Origin of the sequence: Prochlorococcus sp. MIT 1011, from assembly GCF_047305235.1 — a bacterium.
Classification (GTDB): domain Bacteria; phylum Cyanobacteriota; class Cyanobacteriia; order PCC-6307; family Cyanobiaceae; genus Prochlorococcus_B.
On record NZ_CP138983.1, the window covers coordinates 1,016,304 to 1,031,028 of the forward strand.

Genomic DNA, 14,725 nt, shown 5'->3' on the forward strand with positions numbered 1-14,725 from the left:
TCAAATAATGACATTGCAACCTGCCTCGGGTGCGCGCGACTTAAATCCTCAGCAAGTAAGAAAGAACCATCTCATTGCATCAAAACTATCATCTTTATATCAACTATGGGGATATGAGCGAATATCACCCCCTCATATTGAACGTCTAGACACACTTATGGCAGCTGGTGGAATTTCGAACAATGAAATACTAAAAATCGTTTCTGATGAACCACTTGGATTAAGACCTGAAATAACAGCGTCAATTGTTCGTGCTGCTTCAACTAGATTCAATGAATATGAAAGGCCCCTTCGTTTCTGGTCTACAGGTACTTCATTTAAATGCAATCAAAGCATTGATGGTGGTATTGATATCGAGGAGTCATTCCAAAGCGGAGTAGAATTAATAGGAACTAAAGCTATTAATGCAGAGATAGAACTTCTATCACTACTGATTGAATCATTAAAAATAATTGAAATTAATCAGGAATATAAAATGACATTGCTTATTGGTAATACATATCTATTGGAACTTATTTTAAGCTCTTTTGATTCAACCAGAATAGACGAAATAAAAAATATTCTCTGCGATCTTGATTACATAGCATTGAGTAAACTTGATATAAAAGATGAACAAAGAATTTTTATAAATAAGATCTTGAATATGAGAGGAAAACCAGAAAAAATATTAACCAATCTAAAAAATATCTATGGATCGAATTCTTATATTGATAACCTAAAGGAGTTATTTACTATTATTGAACCATTAGCGAAAGAGAAGGGGATAGAAGTGCAACTAGACCCTACATTAGGGACTAAATATAAGTTATATAGTGGTTTAACCTTTTCACTTGTTTCATTATCCCCAAGTGCTCCTGTTATTATTGCTAAAGGAGGTAGATATGATGATCTGGTAAAGAAATTTAGTTCTAGCAATTATAATTGCTTCGGAATAGGGTTTAGTATTAGCATTGATAAAATCAGGGAATTAGTTTCCTCAAGAGAGGAAATGAAAGTTAACAATGAAAAAGTATTAATCGCGTACAAGCAAAGTGCAAGTTTATATAAAGCATTAAAGCAACAAAAGGAATGGCACAACAAGGGAATTATTTCTATAATTTCGCATGAACCTCTAAAGACCAATGATGAAACAAATCAACTTCTAAAATCCAATAGATGCACTAAAATTGAATGGATAGATTGATATAAATTAACTATATCTCTTTAGTAATTGTCAGGGATCGAAAACTATTGTGCAGTAATCAATAATACTTTTGGTTTTAACGCCTAAATAATAATTGGTATCGCTATGATGATAGAAATTTAAATAAGTCATGCCAGTTAAAGAAGAGGGAACTATTCTTATTCACACAGAAAATATATTTCCAATAATAAAAAAAGCAGTCTACTCAGATCATGAAATATTCATTAGAGAGCTTATAAGTAACTCCGTAGATGCAATCAAGAAAAGAAAAATGGCCGCCTTTGCAGGAGATTGTTTCGCAGCTGATGATGAAAAAATAAAAATCTCAATTGACAGAGAGAACAAGACATTGACGATTAGTGACAATGGAATTGGAATGACTAGTGACGAAATTAAAAAATATATTAATCAAGTAGCTTTCTCAAGCGCAGAAGAATTTCTTGAAAAATATAAACAGCCCAATGATGGCTTTATAGGTCATTTTGGACTCGGTTTTTATTCAAGTTTTATGGTTGCAGAAGAGGTTGAAATAATAACTAAATCAGCAAAGAATGATTCACAAGCTATTCAATGGAAGTGTAATGGTTCACCTCAATATTCACTTGATGAATCAGATAAAGAAGAAATAGGTACAGATATAATTTTACATTTAATGGAAGAAGAAATTGAATACATTGAACCAAGCAGGATTAAAACATTAATAAAAAAATATTGTGATTTCATGCCTATTGAAATCTCGCTTGAAGAAGAAGTTATTAATAAAATGAATCCACCATGGAGAGAAAGCAAACAAAATCTTAAAGACGAAGATTATATTGAACTATATAAATATCTCTATCCATTTCAAGGCGATCCTCTTTTATGGGTACACCTAAACACTGACTATCCATATAATTTGCAAGGGATCTTATATTTTCCAAAGTTAAGTGGAAGAGCCGATTGGGAAAGTGGTGAAATTAAACTATTTTGTAATCAGGTATTTGTTAGCGACTCAATTAAAGAAATCGTTCCTAGATATTTGTTACCTTTAAGGGGAGTGATAGATTCACAAGACATTCCCTTAAATGTCAGCAGAAGCGCATTACAATCAGATAGAAGAGTTAAATCTATCGGTAACTTTATTGCAAAGAAATTAGCCGATAAGCTTAAAACATTAAAGAAAGACGAAACCCAATTCTATGCTGATATTTGGGACTCTATATCTCCTTTTATAAAAATAGGAGCTATGGAAGATGAGAAATTTTCCGAGCAAGTAAAAGAGATAATATTATATTCAACAACAAAAAATACTTCAGCAGATAATGAAGACAATAATGAACTAATAAAATCTGGTTCAAAGACTTTTACTACCCTTGACGCTTATAAGAATAGGCTACCTGATGAGAACAAAAAGGTTTTATATTCAACAGATGAAGTCTCTCAATCAACAGCACTAAATATGTGGACTTCTCAAGGCAAAGAAGTTTTAAAACTTGATACTGTTATTGATACCCAATTTATTCCTTGGTTAGAAGAAAAAAATAAAGAAATAAATTTTGTCAGAGTTGACTCCGAACTTGATGAAAGTATTAAAGATGATTCTCCTGAAATCGCTGATAAAGATGGAAATACAAAGTCAGAAACACTTAAAAAGATGATTAGTTCAGCTCTAAACAATGAAAAAGTGACCGTACAAGTGCAAAGCCTTAAAGGTGAGAATTCTCCACCTTCATTAATATTATTACCAGAACAAATGAGAAGAATTAATGATATAACAGCATTAATGGAACAGAAACTTCCTGGTCTCCCTGAATATCATAATTTAATCGTCAATTCAAACCATCCACTTATTCAAGGATTACTAAAGTTAAATTACAACCCAATAGTTGTTGAAGGATCTAGCAAGTCAGAAGAAAGCCAATTAGCCAATGACATCGCTATACATGTTTATGAGATGGCAAAACTGTCAATTGGAGGTCTCGAGAATAAAGATATCGCAGCTTTTCAAACTAGGAATGCTGAGGTACTAGGGAAATTAATGAAAAAAATCGTTTAATCTCAACCTCATTTGATAGAATAAAAATACGAATAAGTTTAAAAAATGTCTAGGGTTTGCCAACTTACAGGCACAAGGGCTAACAACGGAATGTCAGTCAGCCATTCCCATATTAGAACCAAAAAATTGCAGCAAGCAAATCTGCAGCAGCGGAGATTATGGTGGGAAGAAGAAAACAAATGGATTAATATAAGAGTAACGACAAGAGCACTAAAAACTATTCAGAAGAAAGGATTAGGAAAGTATGCCAAATCATTAGGGGTAGATTTAAACAAACTTTAAATTTGATTTGTTAATCAAATGATAAGAAGACAATTTATAAAATCTTTTGTTTTATTTTCTACTATTTTAATTGGTAAACCTTCAAGATTATTTGCAAGTATAAATTCCGTTAGCCTTGGTCAAAAAGCTCCTGTTTTTTTGTTAAATGGTTTCAACAAAAACAATCCGAATAAAAAAGAATGGTCTCTAGATGATTTTTTAGGGGAATGGTTAATTTTATATTTTTATCCTAAAGATTTCTCGAGTGGTTGTACATTAGAAGCTAAAGGATTTCAAGATAGTCTTTCTAAGTTTAAAAAACTTACTACCTCTATAGTTGGTATCTCTGCTGACAGTAAAGAAGAACATGAATCATTTTGTTCATCCGCAAAACTTGGATATACGCTACTTTCTGATACAACAGCAGAAATCAGTAAATCATATGATTCATGGTTAGATCCCTATTCAAAAAGAAATACATTTATGATCAATCCAAAGGGTATAGTTGTATATAAGTGGATAGGAGTAAGACCCATAGGACATTCTCAAGAAGTTTTAGACGAGCTTATTAAACAGCAAAGAATCTATGCATGAACTATCCTTAGGCACTTGGTTTATCCATATTGCGACTCTATTTGAGTGGTCAATTGCAATAATAATAATTGACCATATTTCATCAATATCCAATAACAAGGCTTTGGGTTGTTTTGCTTTAGCAATGTTGCCAAATTTAGCTAGTGCTATGGCTGCAATCACTTGGCATATATTTGACAACAGTATTGAATTAAAAGGGTTAGTTGTACTACAGGCAGCTCTTACAACATTGGGAAATATATGTCTTGCATTTGCTGCTTGGAACTTGTTTAGATCTGAGTCATCACAACCAAACCAATGAATATTTCAGTTTTTAGTCTTGATTCAATTGGAAGAATTGACCCTAGTCCATTTTTTGTCCTTTCACTAATCCCTTATCTAGTATTTCTTCGTTACGCGGGCAAAACAAAAGCGATACCAAAAATATCATTTATTGGTTTTAAGTTAACTCTCTTATTTGTATTCATGACGATTGTCTTTGCAATAATCGCACAAATTTATTTTGGTGATGAATTAACAAATGTTGATGTACTGCACGGATTAGCAGAATCGTTTTTAACGATTAGCGATGCATTTGTTGTTTACGGTTTTGTTTTGATGCTGCAGTCATTCAAAAACAATACGGAAGTAAAAAACTCTTAAGAGGTGAGTAACATTTTACGCAAAAGCAATCTTTATGGTTGATAATGAATTTATTCCATAGGGATAAAAGATGCTCACAACATTATTAGCAGCAGCTGATCCAGTGACATTTCAGTGGTCACCAAAATGTGCCGTTGTGATGATCATTTGCAATTTACTTGCTTATGCAATTGCAAGATCAAATATTGAAAAGCCAAACGAAGGTTTTCCTATGCCTAATGCTCAGTTCTATGGAGGACTAAGCCATGGTTCTTTTGTTGCTGCAAACTGTTTAGGTCATGTTTTGGGAATAGGATCAATATTGGGTCTTGCTGCTAGAGGCGTTTTATAACAATAGTTTCAAAATAAGTATTGTAAAAAGGATTATTGAAATAAATAATCCTTTTTTTATTTGTAGATATTTAATTAAAATTAAATTTATTTCGAATTTGATCAGCCATCATTTCTGGAGTCAAGCCAAGGGATTCTTTACTTTGCTGCGGGGTTGCGTGATCTACTAATTTATCTGGTATTCCAATTCTTAATGTGGGAACAAAAATATCATTATCATTAAATGATTCAACCACTGCTGATCCAAACCCCCCTAACAGTGTTCCTTCCTCCATTGTTACTACTTTACCAATCTTTTTAGCAACCTTATGAATAGTCTCCTCATCTAATGGTCTTATAAAGCGAGCATTAATAACAGTACTATTTACTCCTGACTCTTTAAGTATTGCTGCTGTTTTAATTGCTGGAGAAACCATAGAGCCATAACCAATTATTAATAAATCATCTCCCTCTTCTATTATCTCAGCCTTACCAATTTCTAGAGAATCCCATCCTTCCTCCATCAAAGCTGCGCCCTCTCCAGAGCCTCTAGGTATTCTTAGAGCTGATGGACCGTTGTGATTAATGCACGTAACCAACATTTGCTGTAATTCCGACTCATCTTTTGGAGCCATAACAGTAAAATTAGGAACGCATCTTAAATAACTAATGTCATATTGTCCTTGATGAGTTGGACCATCAGCACCAACAATTCCAGCTCTATCTAGTACAAAAGTTACAGGTAAATTCTGTATTCCGATATCGTGAATTAACTGATCATATGCACGTTGCAAGAAGGTACTATAAATAGCTACAACTGGTTTGATACCCTCGCAAGCCATTCCACCAGCAAGAGTTACAGCATGTTGTTCAGCTATCCCAACATCAACATATTGATCTGGAATAGCTTTCTGTAAAAGATTTAAAGCAGTACCTTCTGCCATTGCTGCAGTAATACCAACAATCTTGCTGTCCTGCTCACAAAGCTTTACTAATGTTTGACCAAAAACTTTGCTAAAGCTTGGAGGTTTAGGAGTTTTAGAAGGAATAGATTTTCCTGTCGTCAAATCAAAAGAAGACTGAGCATGGTAACCCACCTGGTCAGCTTCAGCATATGGATAACCTTTTCCCTTTGTCGTCGCCACATGGACCATGACAGGTCCTCCTACTTTATGTGCAGCATTAAATGTCTTTATTAGTTCAGAAATATCATGCCCATCTACAGGACCCATATATGTAAAACCCAATTCCTCAAAGACAGCACCTACACTTGGAACTGCCAAACGTCTGACGCTGCCAGTAAGAGATTTAAATTCTTCTTGAATAGCATCTCCCATAAAAGGTAGATTTTTAACACTTTCTTGAACACTATCCGAGATAAATTGAACAGGAGGGCTATGACGCATTCGATTTAAATACGTCGACAATGCTCCTACAGGAGGAGAAATAGACATATCGTTGTCATTCAAAACAACCAAAAGAGGGGTTTTTGGAAGATGCCCTGCATGATTAATAGCCTCTAATGCCATTCCTCCAGTTAGTGCGCCATCTCCTATTACTGCAACACACTTATAATCTTCTCCTTTTCGATCTCTAGCAATCGCCATACCAAGAGCTGCAGAGATTGATGTACTCGCATGACCAGCTCCAAAATGATCAAATTTACTTTCTGTTCTTTTTAAGTAACCAGCAACACCTTTTTGCTGTCTAAGTGAATCAAATCTCTCATATCTTCCAGTGATTAACTTGTGTGGATAGGCTTGGTGTCCAACATCCCAAATAACTTTATCGACATCTAAATCTAAAGTCTGATAAAGGGCAATTGTTAACTCAACAACACCAAGACCTGGACCTAAGTGTCCACCACTAGTAGAAACTACTTGAAGATGCCTTTCTCTAATTTGGCAAGCAACATCTTCCAATTCACTAATGGCTAAGCCATGAAGCTCATTTGGATGACTTAACTGGCTCAGACGCATACAACTCTGAGATTGAATCCCACCAATCTACGAGGTCTACCCTACATTTTTGATAAAACTTGCACAAGAACAAATGGAATGTAGAAAATACAGAAACCAAAAATCGGTGAAAAACTAGATATGGAGGACTATTTACAGAAAATACTAAGAGCTCGTGTTTATGACGTTGCTGAAGAAACCCCACTAGAAAGGGCAAAAAACATAAGCAAAAAATTAAAAAACAACATCTGGTTTAAGAGAGAAGACCTTCAACCTGTCTTTTCATTCAAATTAAGAGGTGCCTTTAATCGCATGTCTCAGCTAACCAAGGAAGAGCTTTCTAAGGGAGTAATTGCATCAAGTGCTGGGAACCATGCACAAGGAGTTGCTTTAAGTGCATCATTCCTTAAGTGCAGGTCGGTGATTGTAATGCCTCTTACAACTCCCATAATGAAAGTAAGAGCTGTTGAATCACATAAAGCAGAAGTAATTCTTTTTGGTGAAACCTATGATGAGTGCTACGAAAAAGCACTAGAAATATCCAAAAAAGAAAATCTAACGTTTATTCATCCATTTGATGATCCTGAAGTTATAGCTGGACAGGGAACAATAGGTCTAGAAGTACTTAGACAAAGTCATACTCCACCTGATGCCATATACATAGCAGTAGGTGGAGGAGGACTAATAGCTGGAGTAAGTTCATACGTAAAAGCAATTTGGCCAGATACAAAGATTATTGGTGTTGAACCTGAAGATGCCTGCGCAATGACGCTTTCAATAAAAGCCAATAAACCCGTTGAGCTTGAGAGTGTTGGCCTATTTGCAGACGGAGTTGCAGTAAGGAAGGTAGGGGAAAAGACGTTCTCGATTTGTAAAAAGAATGTTGATGAAATGGTTACAGTCAATACTGATGAAATCTGTGCAGCTATAAAAGATGTTTTCGAAGATACTAGATCAATTCTCGAACCGGCAGGTGCATTATCTATTGCTGGTTTAAAAAAACATGTTGTTAATAATCAGTTAAAAAATAAGAATCTAGTTGCAATTGCTTGTGGTGCAAATATGAATTTTGAAAGACTAAGATTTGTCGCTGAAAGAGCTGAATTAGGTGAAGAAAAAGAAGCAATGATTGCAGTCGGAATTCCTGAAAAGGCGGGAAGTTTAAAACTTTTATGTGAAACACTTGGATCACGAAGTTTAACCGAATTTAGTTACAGAATGTCAGAAGGTAAAACAGCTCAAATATTTATGGGTGTAGAAGTAGCGAATATTAATGATAGAGATTTATTGATAAGTGAAATCATTAGAAATGGTTTTGATTGTCATGATCTAAGTAATGATGAATTATCAAAGGTTCATCTCAGGCATATGGTTGGGGGCAGGCTACCAAGATCAATAAATCAAATATCAAAAGGTGAATACAAAGAATTGCTTTACAGATTTGAATTTCCAGAAAGGCCTGGAGCCTTAATGAGATTTGTTAACTCTATGAGACCAGAATGGACAATAAGCATTTTCCATTATCGAAATCATGGCGCTGATACTGGAAGAATCGTAATAGGTGTTTTAGTAAGCGATTCGGACATTCCTGCTTGGAATGAATTTGTTGAAAAAATTGGTTACAAAAGTTGGGAAGAGACCGATAATCCAGCATATAAATTATTTTTAGGTGCAGAGTTTAAATAGACGCGGTAATTTTGGATATCAAAAAAAATAATTTTATTTTCAACGTTATGAGTGAGAGCATACAAATTTCATTACCCGCAAAGATTGAGGCAATCCTTTACCTCAAAGGAAGGCCAACATCATCAAAAGAGATGGCTGATTTACTGGATAAAGATATTTCTGAAATAGAAAAAGCACTCTGGGAACTTAAGGCTGGATATGCTCAGCGAGATACTTCTCTCGAAATAAACGAAAGCAAAAATTATTACAGCTTGGAATTAAAGCAAGGACTTGGTGAGTTAGTACAGAATCTTCTTCCAGCAGATTTATCGATTGCAACATTAAGAACATTAGCGACTGTTGCACTAAAGAAAAAAATACTTCAATCAGAATTGGTTGATCTCAGAGGATCTGGAGCATACGATCATATTAAAGAACTTGTAGATAAAAACTTCGTAGAAAGAAGGCGTCAAAAAGATGGGCGTTCATTCTGGTTAACACTCTCAGAAAAATTTCATCAAACATTTTCTGTATTACCTGAACCAGATCAAGCAGAAGGCAAAAATGCAGCGTAATATAGTAGAAAAAACCAAAACCAATGGGTTACGAAATCATTCCAACAATTCTGCTAGTACTTTTAAAAACACTTGGAATTTATTCAACAATATTGATCATAAGAGTTTTGCTTACCTGGTTTCCAAATCTGGATATGAGCAATCCAATACTAGTAAATTTATGTGCTATTACTGATCCTTACTTAAATTTTTTCAGAGGAATAATACCTCCATTAGGAGGCTTAGATTTATCTCCTATTTTAGCTTTTATAGTTATTAGAGTTGTTCAAGGAATCCTTGGGAATGCAGCAGCACTAGCAATGGGAGGTTTTCAAATGTATGGATAATTTGAATTTCAACGGTTATCGCCACTTCCTTGGATTTTCCCCCGATATTTTCTACTTTTGAGTTTTTGTAAGTTTGCATTAGCAACCTCTTCTAATTCATATCCCAATTCGCTAGAAAGTTGTGATATGTACCAAAGAACATCACCTAGTTCAAATTTAATTGCGTCCTTACTATGTTTATCAAATACTCCCTTTTTATCTCTTAGAATTTTTTTTACTTTGTCAGCCACCTCCCCTGCTTCACCAACAAGACCTAATGTTGGATAAATAGCATTGCTCCCAACTTCAGGATAAAGAGCAGTCTTACGAGATTCTCTTTGATAATCATTTAATTCCATGTTTATTTTCTTGAATAAGCAAAGTTGACAAATAAAACACAATCAGATGTTAGTTTTTTGTTATCACCAGTCAAATAAATGACAATACTAGACCTTGCTAGAAGGACCAAAATTGTAGCGACAATAGGGCCCGCGACTGATAGTGCGAGTCAAATAACTAAATTAGTAGAAGCTGGTGCCACTACCTTCCGTCTAAACTTTAGTCATGGAGACCATGATGAACATGCTCAAAGAATAAAAACAATTAGACAAGTTTCGGATAGTCTTGGAATACACATAGGAATACTTCAAGATCTTCAGGGGCCCAAGATTAGACTTGGTAGATTTAAAGACGGACCTGTTAGTGTCAAAAATGGCGACAAGTTTATTCTTACATCAAGAAATATTGACTGTAATAAGCATCAGGCCAATGTCACTTATGACAAATTAGCTGAAGAAGTAAATATAGGAAATAGGATTCTTTTGGACGATGGAAGGGTAGAAATGAAAGTTGAAGAAGTCGATTTAAAAGAACAAAGATTAATTTGTTCAATAACTGTTGGTGGTGTTCTTTCTAATAATAAAGGTGTAAATTTCCCTGATGTTCAATTATCAATAAGGGCCTTAACTGATAAAGATAAAGAGGATCTAGCATTTGGTTTAAAAAAAGGTGTTGACTGGGTAGCACTTAGTTTTGTAAGAAATCCATCAGACTTAATAGAAATAAAAGATTTAATTAGAAATCATGGTTTTGATACCCCTGTAGTTGCAAAAATCGAAAAATTTGAAGCAATTGACCAAATTGACTCTGTCTTAAAGTTATGTGATGGAGTTATGGTTGCCAGAGGTGATCTTGGCGTTGAGATGCCTGCAGAAGAAGTACCATTACTCCAAAAACAACTTATTAAAAAGGCCAATAGCCTTGGTATTCCAATCATTACTGCCACACAAATGCTTGACTCAATGGCTTCAAGCCCAAGGCCTACAAGAGCCGAGGTGAGTGATGTTGCAAACGCGATACTCGATGGTACAGATGCCGTAATGCTCTCCAACGAAACTGCAGTAGGAGACTACCCAATTGAGGCTGTGGCAACTATGGCCACTATTGCAAAAAGAATCGAAAGAGATTATCCACAAAAGGCATTAGAAAGTCATCTTCCAAGCACTATCCCTAATGCGATAAGTGCAGCTGTAAGCAGTATTGCTAGACAAATAAATGCCGCCGCAATAATTCCTCTAACAAAAAGTGGTGCTACAGCAAAAAATGTTAGTAAATTCAGACCTGCCACTCCAGTATTAGCCGTAACAAATGAAAGGAGTGTTGCAAGCACACTTCAATTAGTCTGGGGAGTCACACCACTTCTGATTGAAAATCAAACAACTACATCAAAAACATTTGATGATGCAATGGCTATGGCAAAAAAGATGAATATATTAAAGCAAGGAGATCTTGTAGTTGAAACAGCAGGAACCTTGTCTGGTGTAAGTGGATCAACTGACTTAATAAAAGTTGGAATAGTCAGCTCAGAAGAAGAAACTGAAACTCTATTTATGTAAAAAACATGAAAAGGAAGCTCCCGCTAACTGAAACATCGGGAATGGCAATAAAAAATCTTAAATCTAATAAGTTTAGAAGCCTATTAACAATGCTAGGAATAGTTATTGGTAATGCATCGGTAATAACGCTTGTGGGAGTGGGCAGAGGGGCACAAAATCTTGCAGAAAGTCAATTGAGCAATCTAGGTGCAAATGTTTTGTTTGTTGTTCCAGGTAATAATGACACTAGAAGAAGAGGAGTAGCTTTTCCAAAAAACCTTGTTCTTAATGATGCAAAAGCAATAGAACAGCAAGTCCCGACTGTAAAAAGGGTCGCCCCACAAATTTCATCCAATGAAGTCATTCAAACCGGCTCTAAAAGTACAAGTAGTTCTATTTCAGGAGTAACAAGTGATTTCTTAATTGTAAGAAGCTTCGAAATTGCCAAAGGTCGTTTTATTAATGATCAAGATACAAAAGGGGCCAAGAATGTAGTAGTTGTAGGACCAGATCTTGAAGAGAAACTATTCAATGAAAGAGAAGGTTTGGGGCAGAGGATAAGAATAAAAGATCAGTCATTTGAAATTGTTGGAGTAATGAAGCCCAAAGGTGCCGTTTTTGGAAACAATCAAGATGAGAATGCATATATTCCTATATCAACAATGGTCAGCAGAATTACTGGTAAAGATCCAACTTATGGAATAAGTCTTAGTTTCATTAGTGTTGAAGCAATAAATGAGAAATCAACAAAAGCTGCAAAATTTCAAATAACAAATCTATTAAGGCAAAGACACAAAATAATTAGAGATGATGACTTTGCTGTTAGGTCACAAAAAGATGCTTTGCAAATAGTATCAACGATTACAGGCGGCTTAACATTAATGCTAGCTGCAATAGGAGGGATTTCATTACTAGTTGGGGGAATAGGTATTATGAATATTATGCTGGTATCAGTGAGCGAAAGAACTGAAGAAATAGGTCTTAGAAAAGCTTTAGGAGCAAGAAGATTAGATATTTCAACCCAATTCCTAATAGAGTCATTGATTCTTTCTAGCTTGGGTGGAATAGCAGGAACCGGCTTAGGACTTACTACAGTAAAGATAGTAGCTTTATTAACACCTCTACCTGCAACAATTGGATTTGGAACTGTATTTATAACTGTTATCATTTCAGGCACAATAGGTTTAACTTTTGGAGTTCTACCAGCAAAAAGAGCTGCAAAACTAGATCCCATTACTGCACTTAGAAGTTTATAAATAGGAACTTTTAAAAACAAATATTTATTTTTAATCTCAATTAGAGAAATTTATTTTTTGAATATTTCTTAGAAACTGTAGGAATCATCCAACAGAAAGGGGCATTACACTATTAGAATCATGCGAAAAGTTTTTGAGATTTATGGATAAGAAATGGAAAGTTATAGCTCTTTGGGTTCTTCCCATAACAATAGTAGTTCTAATAACTTGGCAAATTCTTGGTTCAGCAACAAACAATCAAGTCAATCAAAGCTCTTCATCTACAGCATCAAGAAATGCTCCGGTTACAAAAATTAGCTACGGAAGGTTCCTTGATTATGTGAAAGATGGAAGAGTTACTTCTGTTGATATATATGAAGGTGGTAGAAATGCAATCGTCGAATCAGTTGATCCCGAAATTGATAATAGAGTTCAACGATTAAGAGTTGATCTTCCAGGATTAGCTCCTGAATTGGTTTCATCATTGAAAGAAGAAGGAATAAGTTTTGACATACATCCACCTAAAACTGCTCCAGCTGGAGCAGGAATTCTTGGCAATCTCTTGTTTCCAATAATCCTTATTGGAGGATTAATTTTACTATCCAGAAGATCTAATTCAATGCCAGGTGGACCTGGACAAGCAATGCAATTTGGCAAAACAAAGGCGAGATTTGCCATGGAAGCAGAGACCGGGGTCAAATTTGATGATGTTGCTGGTGTAAACGAAGCAAAACAAGATTTAGAAGAAGTAGTTACCTTTTTAAAGCAGCCTGAAAGATTTACATCTGTTGGAGCTCAAATACCAAGAGGAGTTCTCCTCGTTGGGCCTCCAGGAACAGGCAAAACACTTTTAGCAAAAGCAATTGCAGGGGAAGCCGGTGTTCCATTCTTCTCACTTTCAGGATCAGAATTTGTAGAAATGTTTGTGGGTGTTGGAGCTAGTAGAGTGAGAGATTTATTTAAAAGAGCCAAAGAAAACAGTCCGTGCTTAATTTTTATCGATGAAATCGATGCAGTTGGAAGACAGAGGGGTGCTGGAATTGGAGGTGGCAATGATGAAAGAGAGCAAACACTCAATCAACTCTTAACCGAAATGGATGGGTTTGAAGGAAATAGTGGGATTATTATCATTGCTGCAACAAACAGACCTGATGTTCTTGATTCAGCATTGATGAGGCCAGGAAGATTTGATAGACAGGTAACCGTTGATGCCCCTGACATCTCAGGAAGATTATCAATATTGAAAGTCCACTCTAGAAATAAAAAATTAGAAAAAGATTTAACTTTAGAAAGTATTGCAAGAAGAACGCCAGGCTTTACCGGTGCTGATTTAGCAAATTTATTAAATGAAGCCGCAATACTTACAGCAAGAAGAAGAAAGAATCATATAGGACTCTCAGAAATTGATGATGCAGTTGATAGAATCATTGCTGGAATGGAAGGGACGCCTCTTGTTGATGGAAGAAGCAAAAGATTAATTGCATATCACGAGGTAGGCCATGCATTAATAGGATCACTAGTCAAAGATCATGACCCCGTTCAGAAAGTTACTGTTATTCCAAGGGGGCAGGCACAAGGTTTGACTTGGTTCTCACCTGATGATGATCAAACTTTAATTAGTAGAGCTCAATTAAAGGCAAGAATAATGGGGGCGCTAGGTGGTAGAGCTGCTGAAGATATCATTTTTGGAAGAGAAGAGGTCACAACAGGTGCTGGAGGTGACGTACAAATGGTCGCATCAATGGCAAGGCAAATGGTCACAAGATTTGGAATGAGCAGTCTTGGTCCAGTCTCATTAGAGGGAGATAGTCAAGAAGTATTTGTAGGAAGAAGCCTAATGAATACATCAGATATTTCGGATGAGATATCAAAGCAAATTGATGAGCAAGTTAGATCAATAGTAAAAAAATGCTATAAAGAAACACTTGAATTGGTATCAAAGAATAGATCAGCTATGGACAAATTAGTTGAAATTTTAATCGAAAAAGAGACTATGGATGGAGAAGAGTTTTGCAAAATACTATCTAATTTCACCGATATACCTGCAAAAGATAGATTTATACCAGTATTACCTGATCCAGATAAGTAA

General features: G+C 35.4%; 14 protein-coding genes and 1 pseudogene. 13 read left to right on the forward strand and 2 right to left on the reverse strand.

Annotation, left to right across the window (positions count from 1 at the left end):
• Positions 1–7 precede the first annotated feature (7 nt).
• The 7 genes from SIB75_RS06290 (at position 8) to psaK (ending at position 5,046) form a co-directional block, all read left to right on the forward strand.
• Positions 8–1,183 carry an ATP phosphoribosyltransferase regulatory subunit gene (locus SIB75_RS06290; RefSeq protein ID WP_413682465.1) on the forward strand — a complete coding sequence of 392 codons (1,176 nt, stop codon included), beginning with the start codon at positions 8–10 and terminating at the stop codon, positions 1,181–1,183.
• Between the two features lie 130 nt (positions 1,184–1,313).
• A complete protein-coding gene (htpG, locus tag SIB75_RS06295; RefSeq protein WP_413682466.1) occupies positions 1,314–3,218 on the forward strand; it encodes a molecular chaperone HtpG in 1,905 nt (634 codons plus the stop codon).
• A gap of 45 nt (positions 3,219–3,263) precedes the next feature.
• Positions 3,264–3,500 carry a 50S ribosomal protein L28 gene (rpmB, locus tag SIB75_RS06300; protein ID WP_011293839.1) on the forward strand — a complete coding sequence of 79 codons (237 nt, stop codon included), beginning with the start codon at positions 3,264–3,266 and terminating at the stop codon, positions 3,498–3,500.
• An 18-nt stretch (positions 3,501–3,518) separates the two neighbouring features.
• A complete protein-coding gene (locus SIB75_RS06305; protein ID WP_413682467.1) occupies positions 3,519–4,073 on the forward strand; it encodes a peroxiredoxin in 555 nt (184 codons plus the stop codon).
• Complete coding sequence (locus SIB75_RS06310; protein WP_413682468.1) at positions 4,066–4,374, forward strand: DUF2499 domain-containing protein; 309 nt, start codon at positions 4,066–4,068, stop codon at positions 4,372–4,374. Before SIB75_RS06305 ends, SIB75_RS06310 begins: the two co-directional genes overlap by 8 nt.
• Positions 4,371–4,715, forward strand: coding sequence for a DUF3593 domain-containing protein (locus SIB75_RS06315; RefSeq protein ID WP_413682469.1), 345 nt, complete (start codon positions 4,371–4,373; stop codon positions 4,713–4,715). Before SIB75_RS06310 ends, SIB75_RS06315 begins: the two co-directional genes overlap by 4 nt.
• 70 nt (positions 4,716–4,785) lie before the next feature.
• Complete coding sequence (psaK, locus tag SIB75_RS06320) at positions 4,786–5,046, forward strand: photosystem I reaction center subunit PsaK (protein WP_413390371.1); 261 nt, start codon at positions 4,786–4,788, stop codon at positions 5,044–5,046.
• A gap of 70 nt (positions 5,047–5,116) precedes the next feature.
• On the opposite strand, the gene dxs is transcribed toward psaK, so the two are convergent.
• Positions 5,117–7,003 (reverse strand): 1-deoxy-D-xylulose-5-phosphate synthase, encoded by a 1,887-nt coding sequence (dxs, locus tag SIB75_RS06325; RefSeq protein WP_413682470.1) that lies wholly within the window; start codon positions 7,001–7,003, stop codon positions 5,117–5,119.
• 120 nt (positions 7,004–7,123) lie between these two features.
• Here dxs and ilvA point away from each other — a divergent pair, with 120 nt between their 5' ends.
• The 3 genes from ilvA to SIB75_RS06340 are packed head-to-tail and all read left to right on the forward strand — an operon-like array spanning position 7,124 to position 9,548.
• On the forward strand, positions 7,124–8,668 hold the full coding sequence (gene ilvA, locus SIB75_RS06330; RefSeq protein ID WP_413682471.1) for a threonine ammonia-lyase, biosynthetic: 1,545 nt from the start codon (positions 7,124–7,126) through the stop codon (positions 8,666–8,668).
• Between the two features lie 47 nt (positions 8,669–8,715).
• On the forward strand, positions 8,716–9,222 hold the full coding sequence (gene scpB / locus SIB75_RS06335) for an SMC-Scp complex subunit ScpB (RefSeq protein ID WP_413682472.1): 507 nt from the start codon (positions 8,716–8,718) through the stop codon (positions 9,220–9,222).
• Positions 9,223–9,245: 23 nt separating this feature from the next.
• On the forward strand, positions 9,246–9,548 hold the full coding sequence (locus tag SIB75_RS06340) for a YggT family protein (protein WP_413682473.1): 303 nt from the start codon (positions 9,246–9,248) through the stop codon (positions 9,546–9,548).
• A gap of 8 nt (positions 9,549–9,556) precedes the next feature.
• On the opposite strand, the gene SIB75_RS06345 is transcribed toward SIB75_RS06340, so the two are convergent.
• Positions 9,557–9,886, reverse strand: a complete 330-nt coding sequence (locus SIB75_RS06345; protein ID WP_413682474.1) for a nucleoside triphosphate pyrophosphohydrolase family protein — start codon at positions 9,884–9,886, stop codon at positions 9,557–9,559.
• A gap of 78 nt (positions 9,887–9,964) precedes the next feature.
• Between SIB75_RS06345 and pyk the strand changes: the two are divergent.
• The 3 genes and pseudogenes from pyk to ftsH all read left to right on the forward strand — a co-directional run.
• Positions 9,965–11,389 (forward strand): annotated as a pseudogene (gene pyk / locus SIB75_RS06350) (pyruvate kinase); the annotation flags it as partial.
• A 38-nt stretch (positions 11,390–11,427) separates the two neighbouring features.
• Positions 11,428–12,657, forward strand: a complete 1,230-nt coding sequence (locus SIB75_RS06355) for an ABC transporter permease (RefSeq protein WP_413682475.1) — start codon at positions 11,428–11,430, stop codon at positions 12,655–12,657.
• Positions 12,658–12,799: 142 nt separating this feature from the next.
• Entirely contained in the window at positions 12,800–14,725 is a 1,926-nt protein-coding gene (gene ftsH, locus SIB75_RS06360) for an ATP-dependent zinc metalloprotease FtsH (protein WP_413682476.1), read from the forward strand.

Excerpts from the sequence above, each read along its gene's own strand:
- SIB75_RS06290 (WP_413682465.1), top strand. The coding sequence starts at position 8 with ATGACATTGCAACCTGCCTCGGGTGCGCGCGACTTAAATCCTCAGCAA.
- htpG (WP_413682466.1), top strand. The coding sequence starts at position 1,314 with ATGCCAGTTAAAGAAGAGGGAACTATTCTTATTCACACAGAAAATATA.
- rpmB (WP_011293839.1), top strand. The coding sequence starts at position 3,264 with ATGTCTAGGGTTTGCCAACTTACAGGCACAAGGGCTAACAACGGAATG.
- SIB75_RS06305 (WP_413682467.1), top strand. The coding sequence starts at position 3,519 with ATGATAAGAAGACAATTTATAAAATCTTTTGTTTTATTTTCTACTATT.
- SIB75_RS06310 (WP_413682468.1), top strand. The coding sequence starts at position 4,066 with ATGCATGAACTATCCTTAGGCACTTGGTTTATCCATATTGCGACTCTA.
- SIB75_RS06315 (WP_413682469.1), top strand. The coding sequence starts at position 4,371 with ATGAATATTTCAGTTTTTAGTCTTGATTCAATTGGAAGAATTGACCCT.
- psaK (WP_413390371.1), top strand. The coding sequence starts at position 4,786 with ATGCTCACAACATTATTAGCAGCAGCTGATCCAGTGACATTTCAGTGG.
- dxs (WP_413682470.1), bottom strand. The coding sequence starts at position 7,003 with ATGCGTCTGAGCCAGTTAAGTCATCCAAATGAGCTTCATGGCTTAGCC.
- ilvA (WP_413682471.1), top strand. The coding sequence starts at position 7,124 with ATGGAGGACTATTTACAGAAAATACTAAGAGCTCGTGTTTATGACGTT.
- scpB (WP_413682472.1), top strand. The coding sequence starts at position 8,716 with ATGAGTGAGAGCATACAAATTTCATTACCCGCAAAGATTGAGGCAATC.
- SIB75_RS06340 (WP_413682473.1), top strand. The coding sequence starts at position 9,246 with ATGGGTTACGAAATCATTCCAACAATTCTGCTAGTACTTTTAAAAACA.
- SIB75_RS06345 (WP_413682474.1), bottom strand. The coding sequence starts at position 9,886 with ATGGAATTAAATGATTATCAAAGAGAATCTCGTAAGACTGCTCTTTAT.
- SIB75_RS06355 (WP_413682475.1), top strand. The coding sequence starts at position 11,428 with ATGAAAAGGAAGCTCCCGCTAACTGAAACATCGGGAATGGCAATAAAA.
- ftsH (WP_413682476.1), top strand. The coding sequence starts at position 12,800 with ATGGATAAGAAATGGAAAGTTATAGCTCTTTGGGTTCTTCCCATAACA.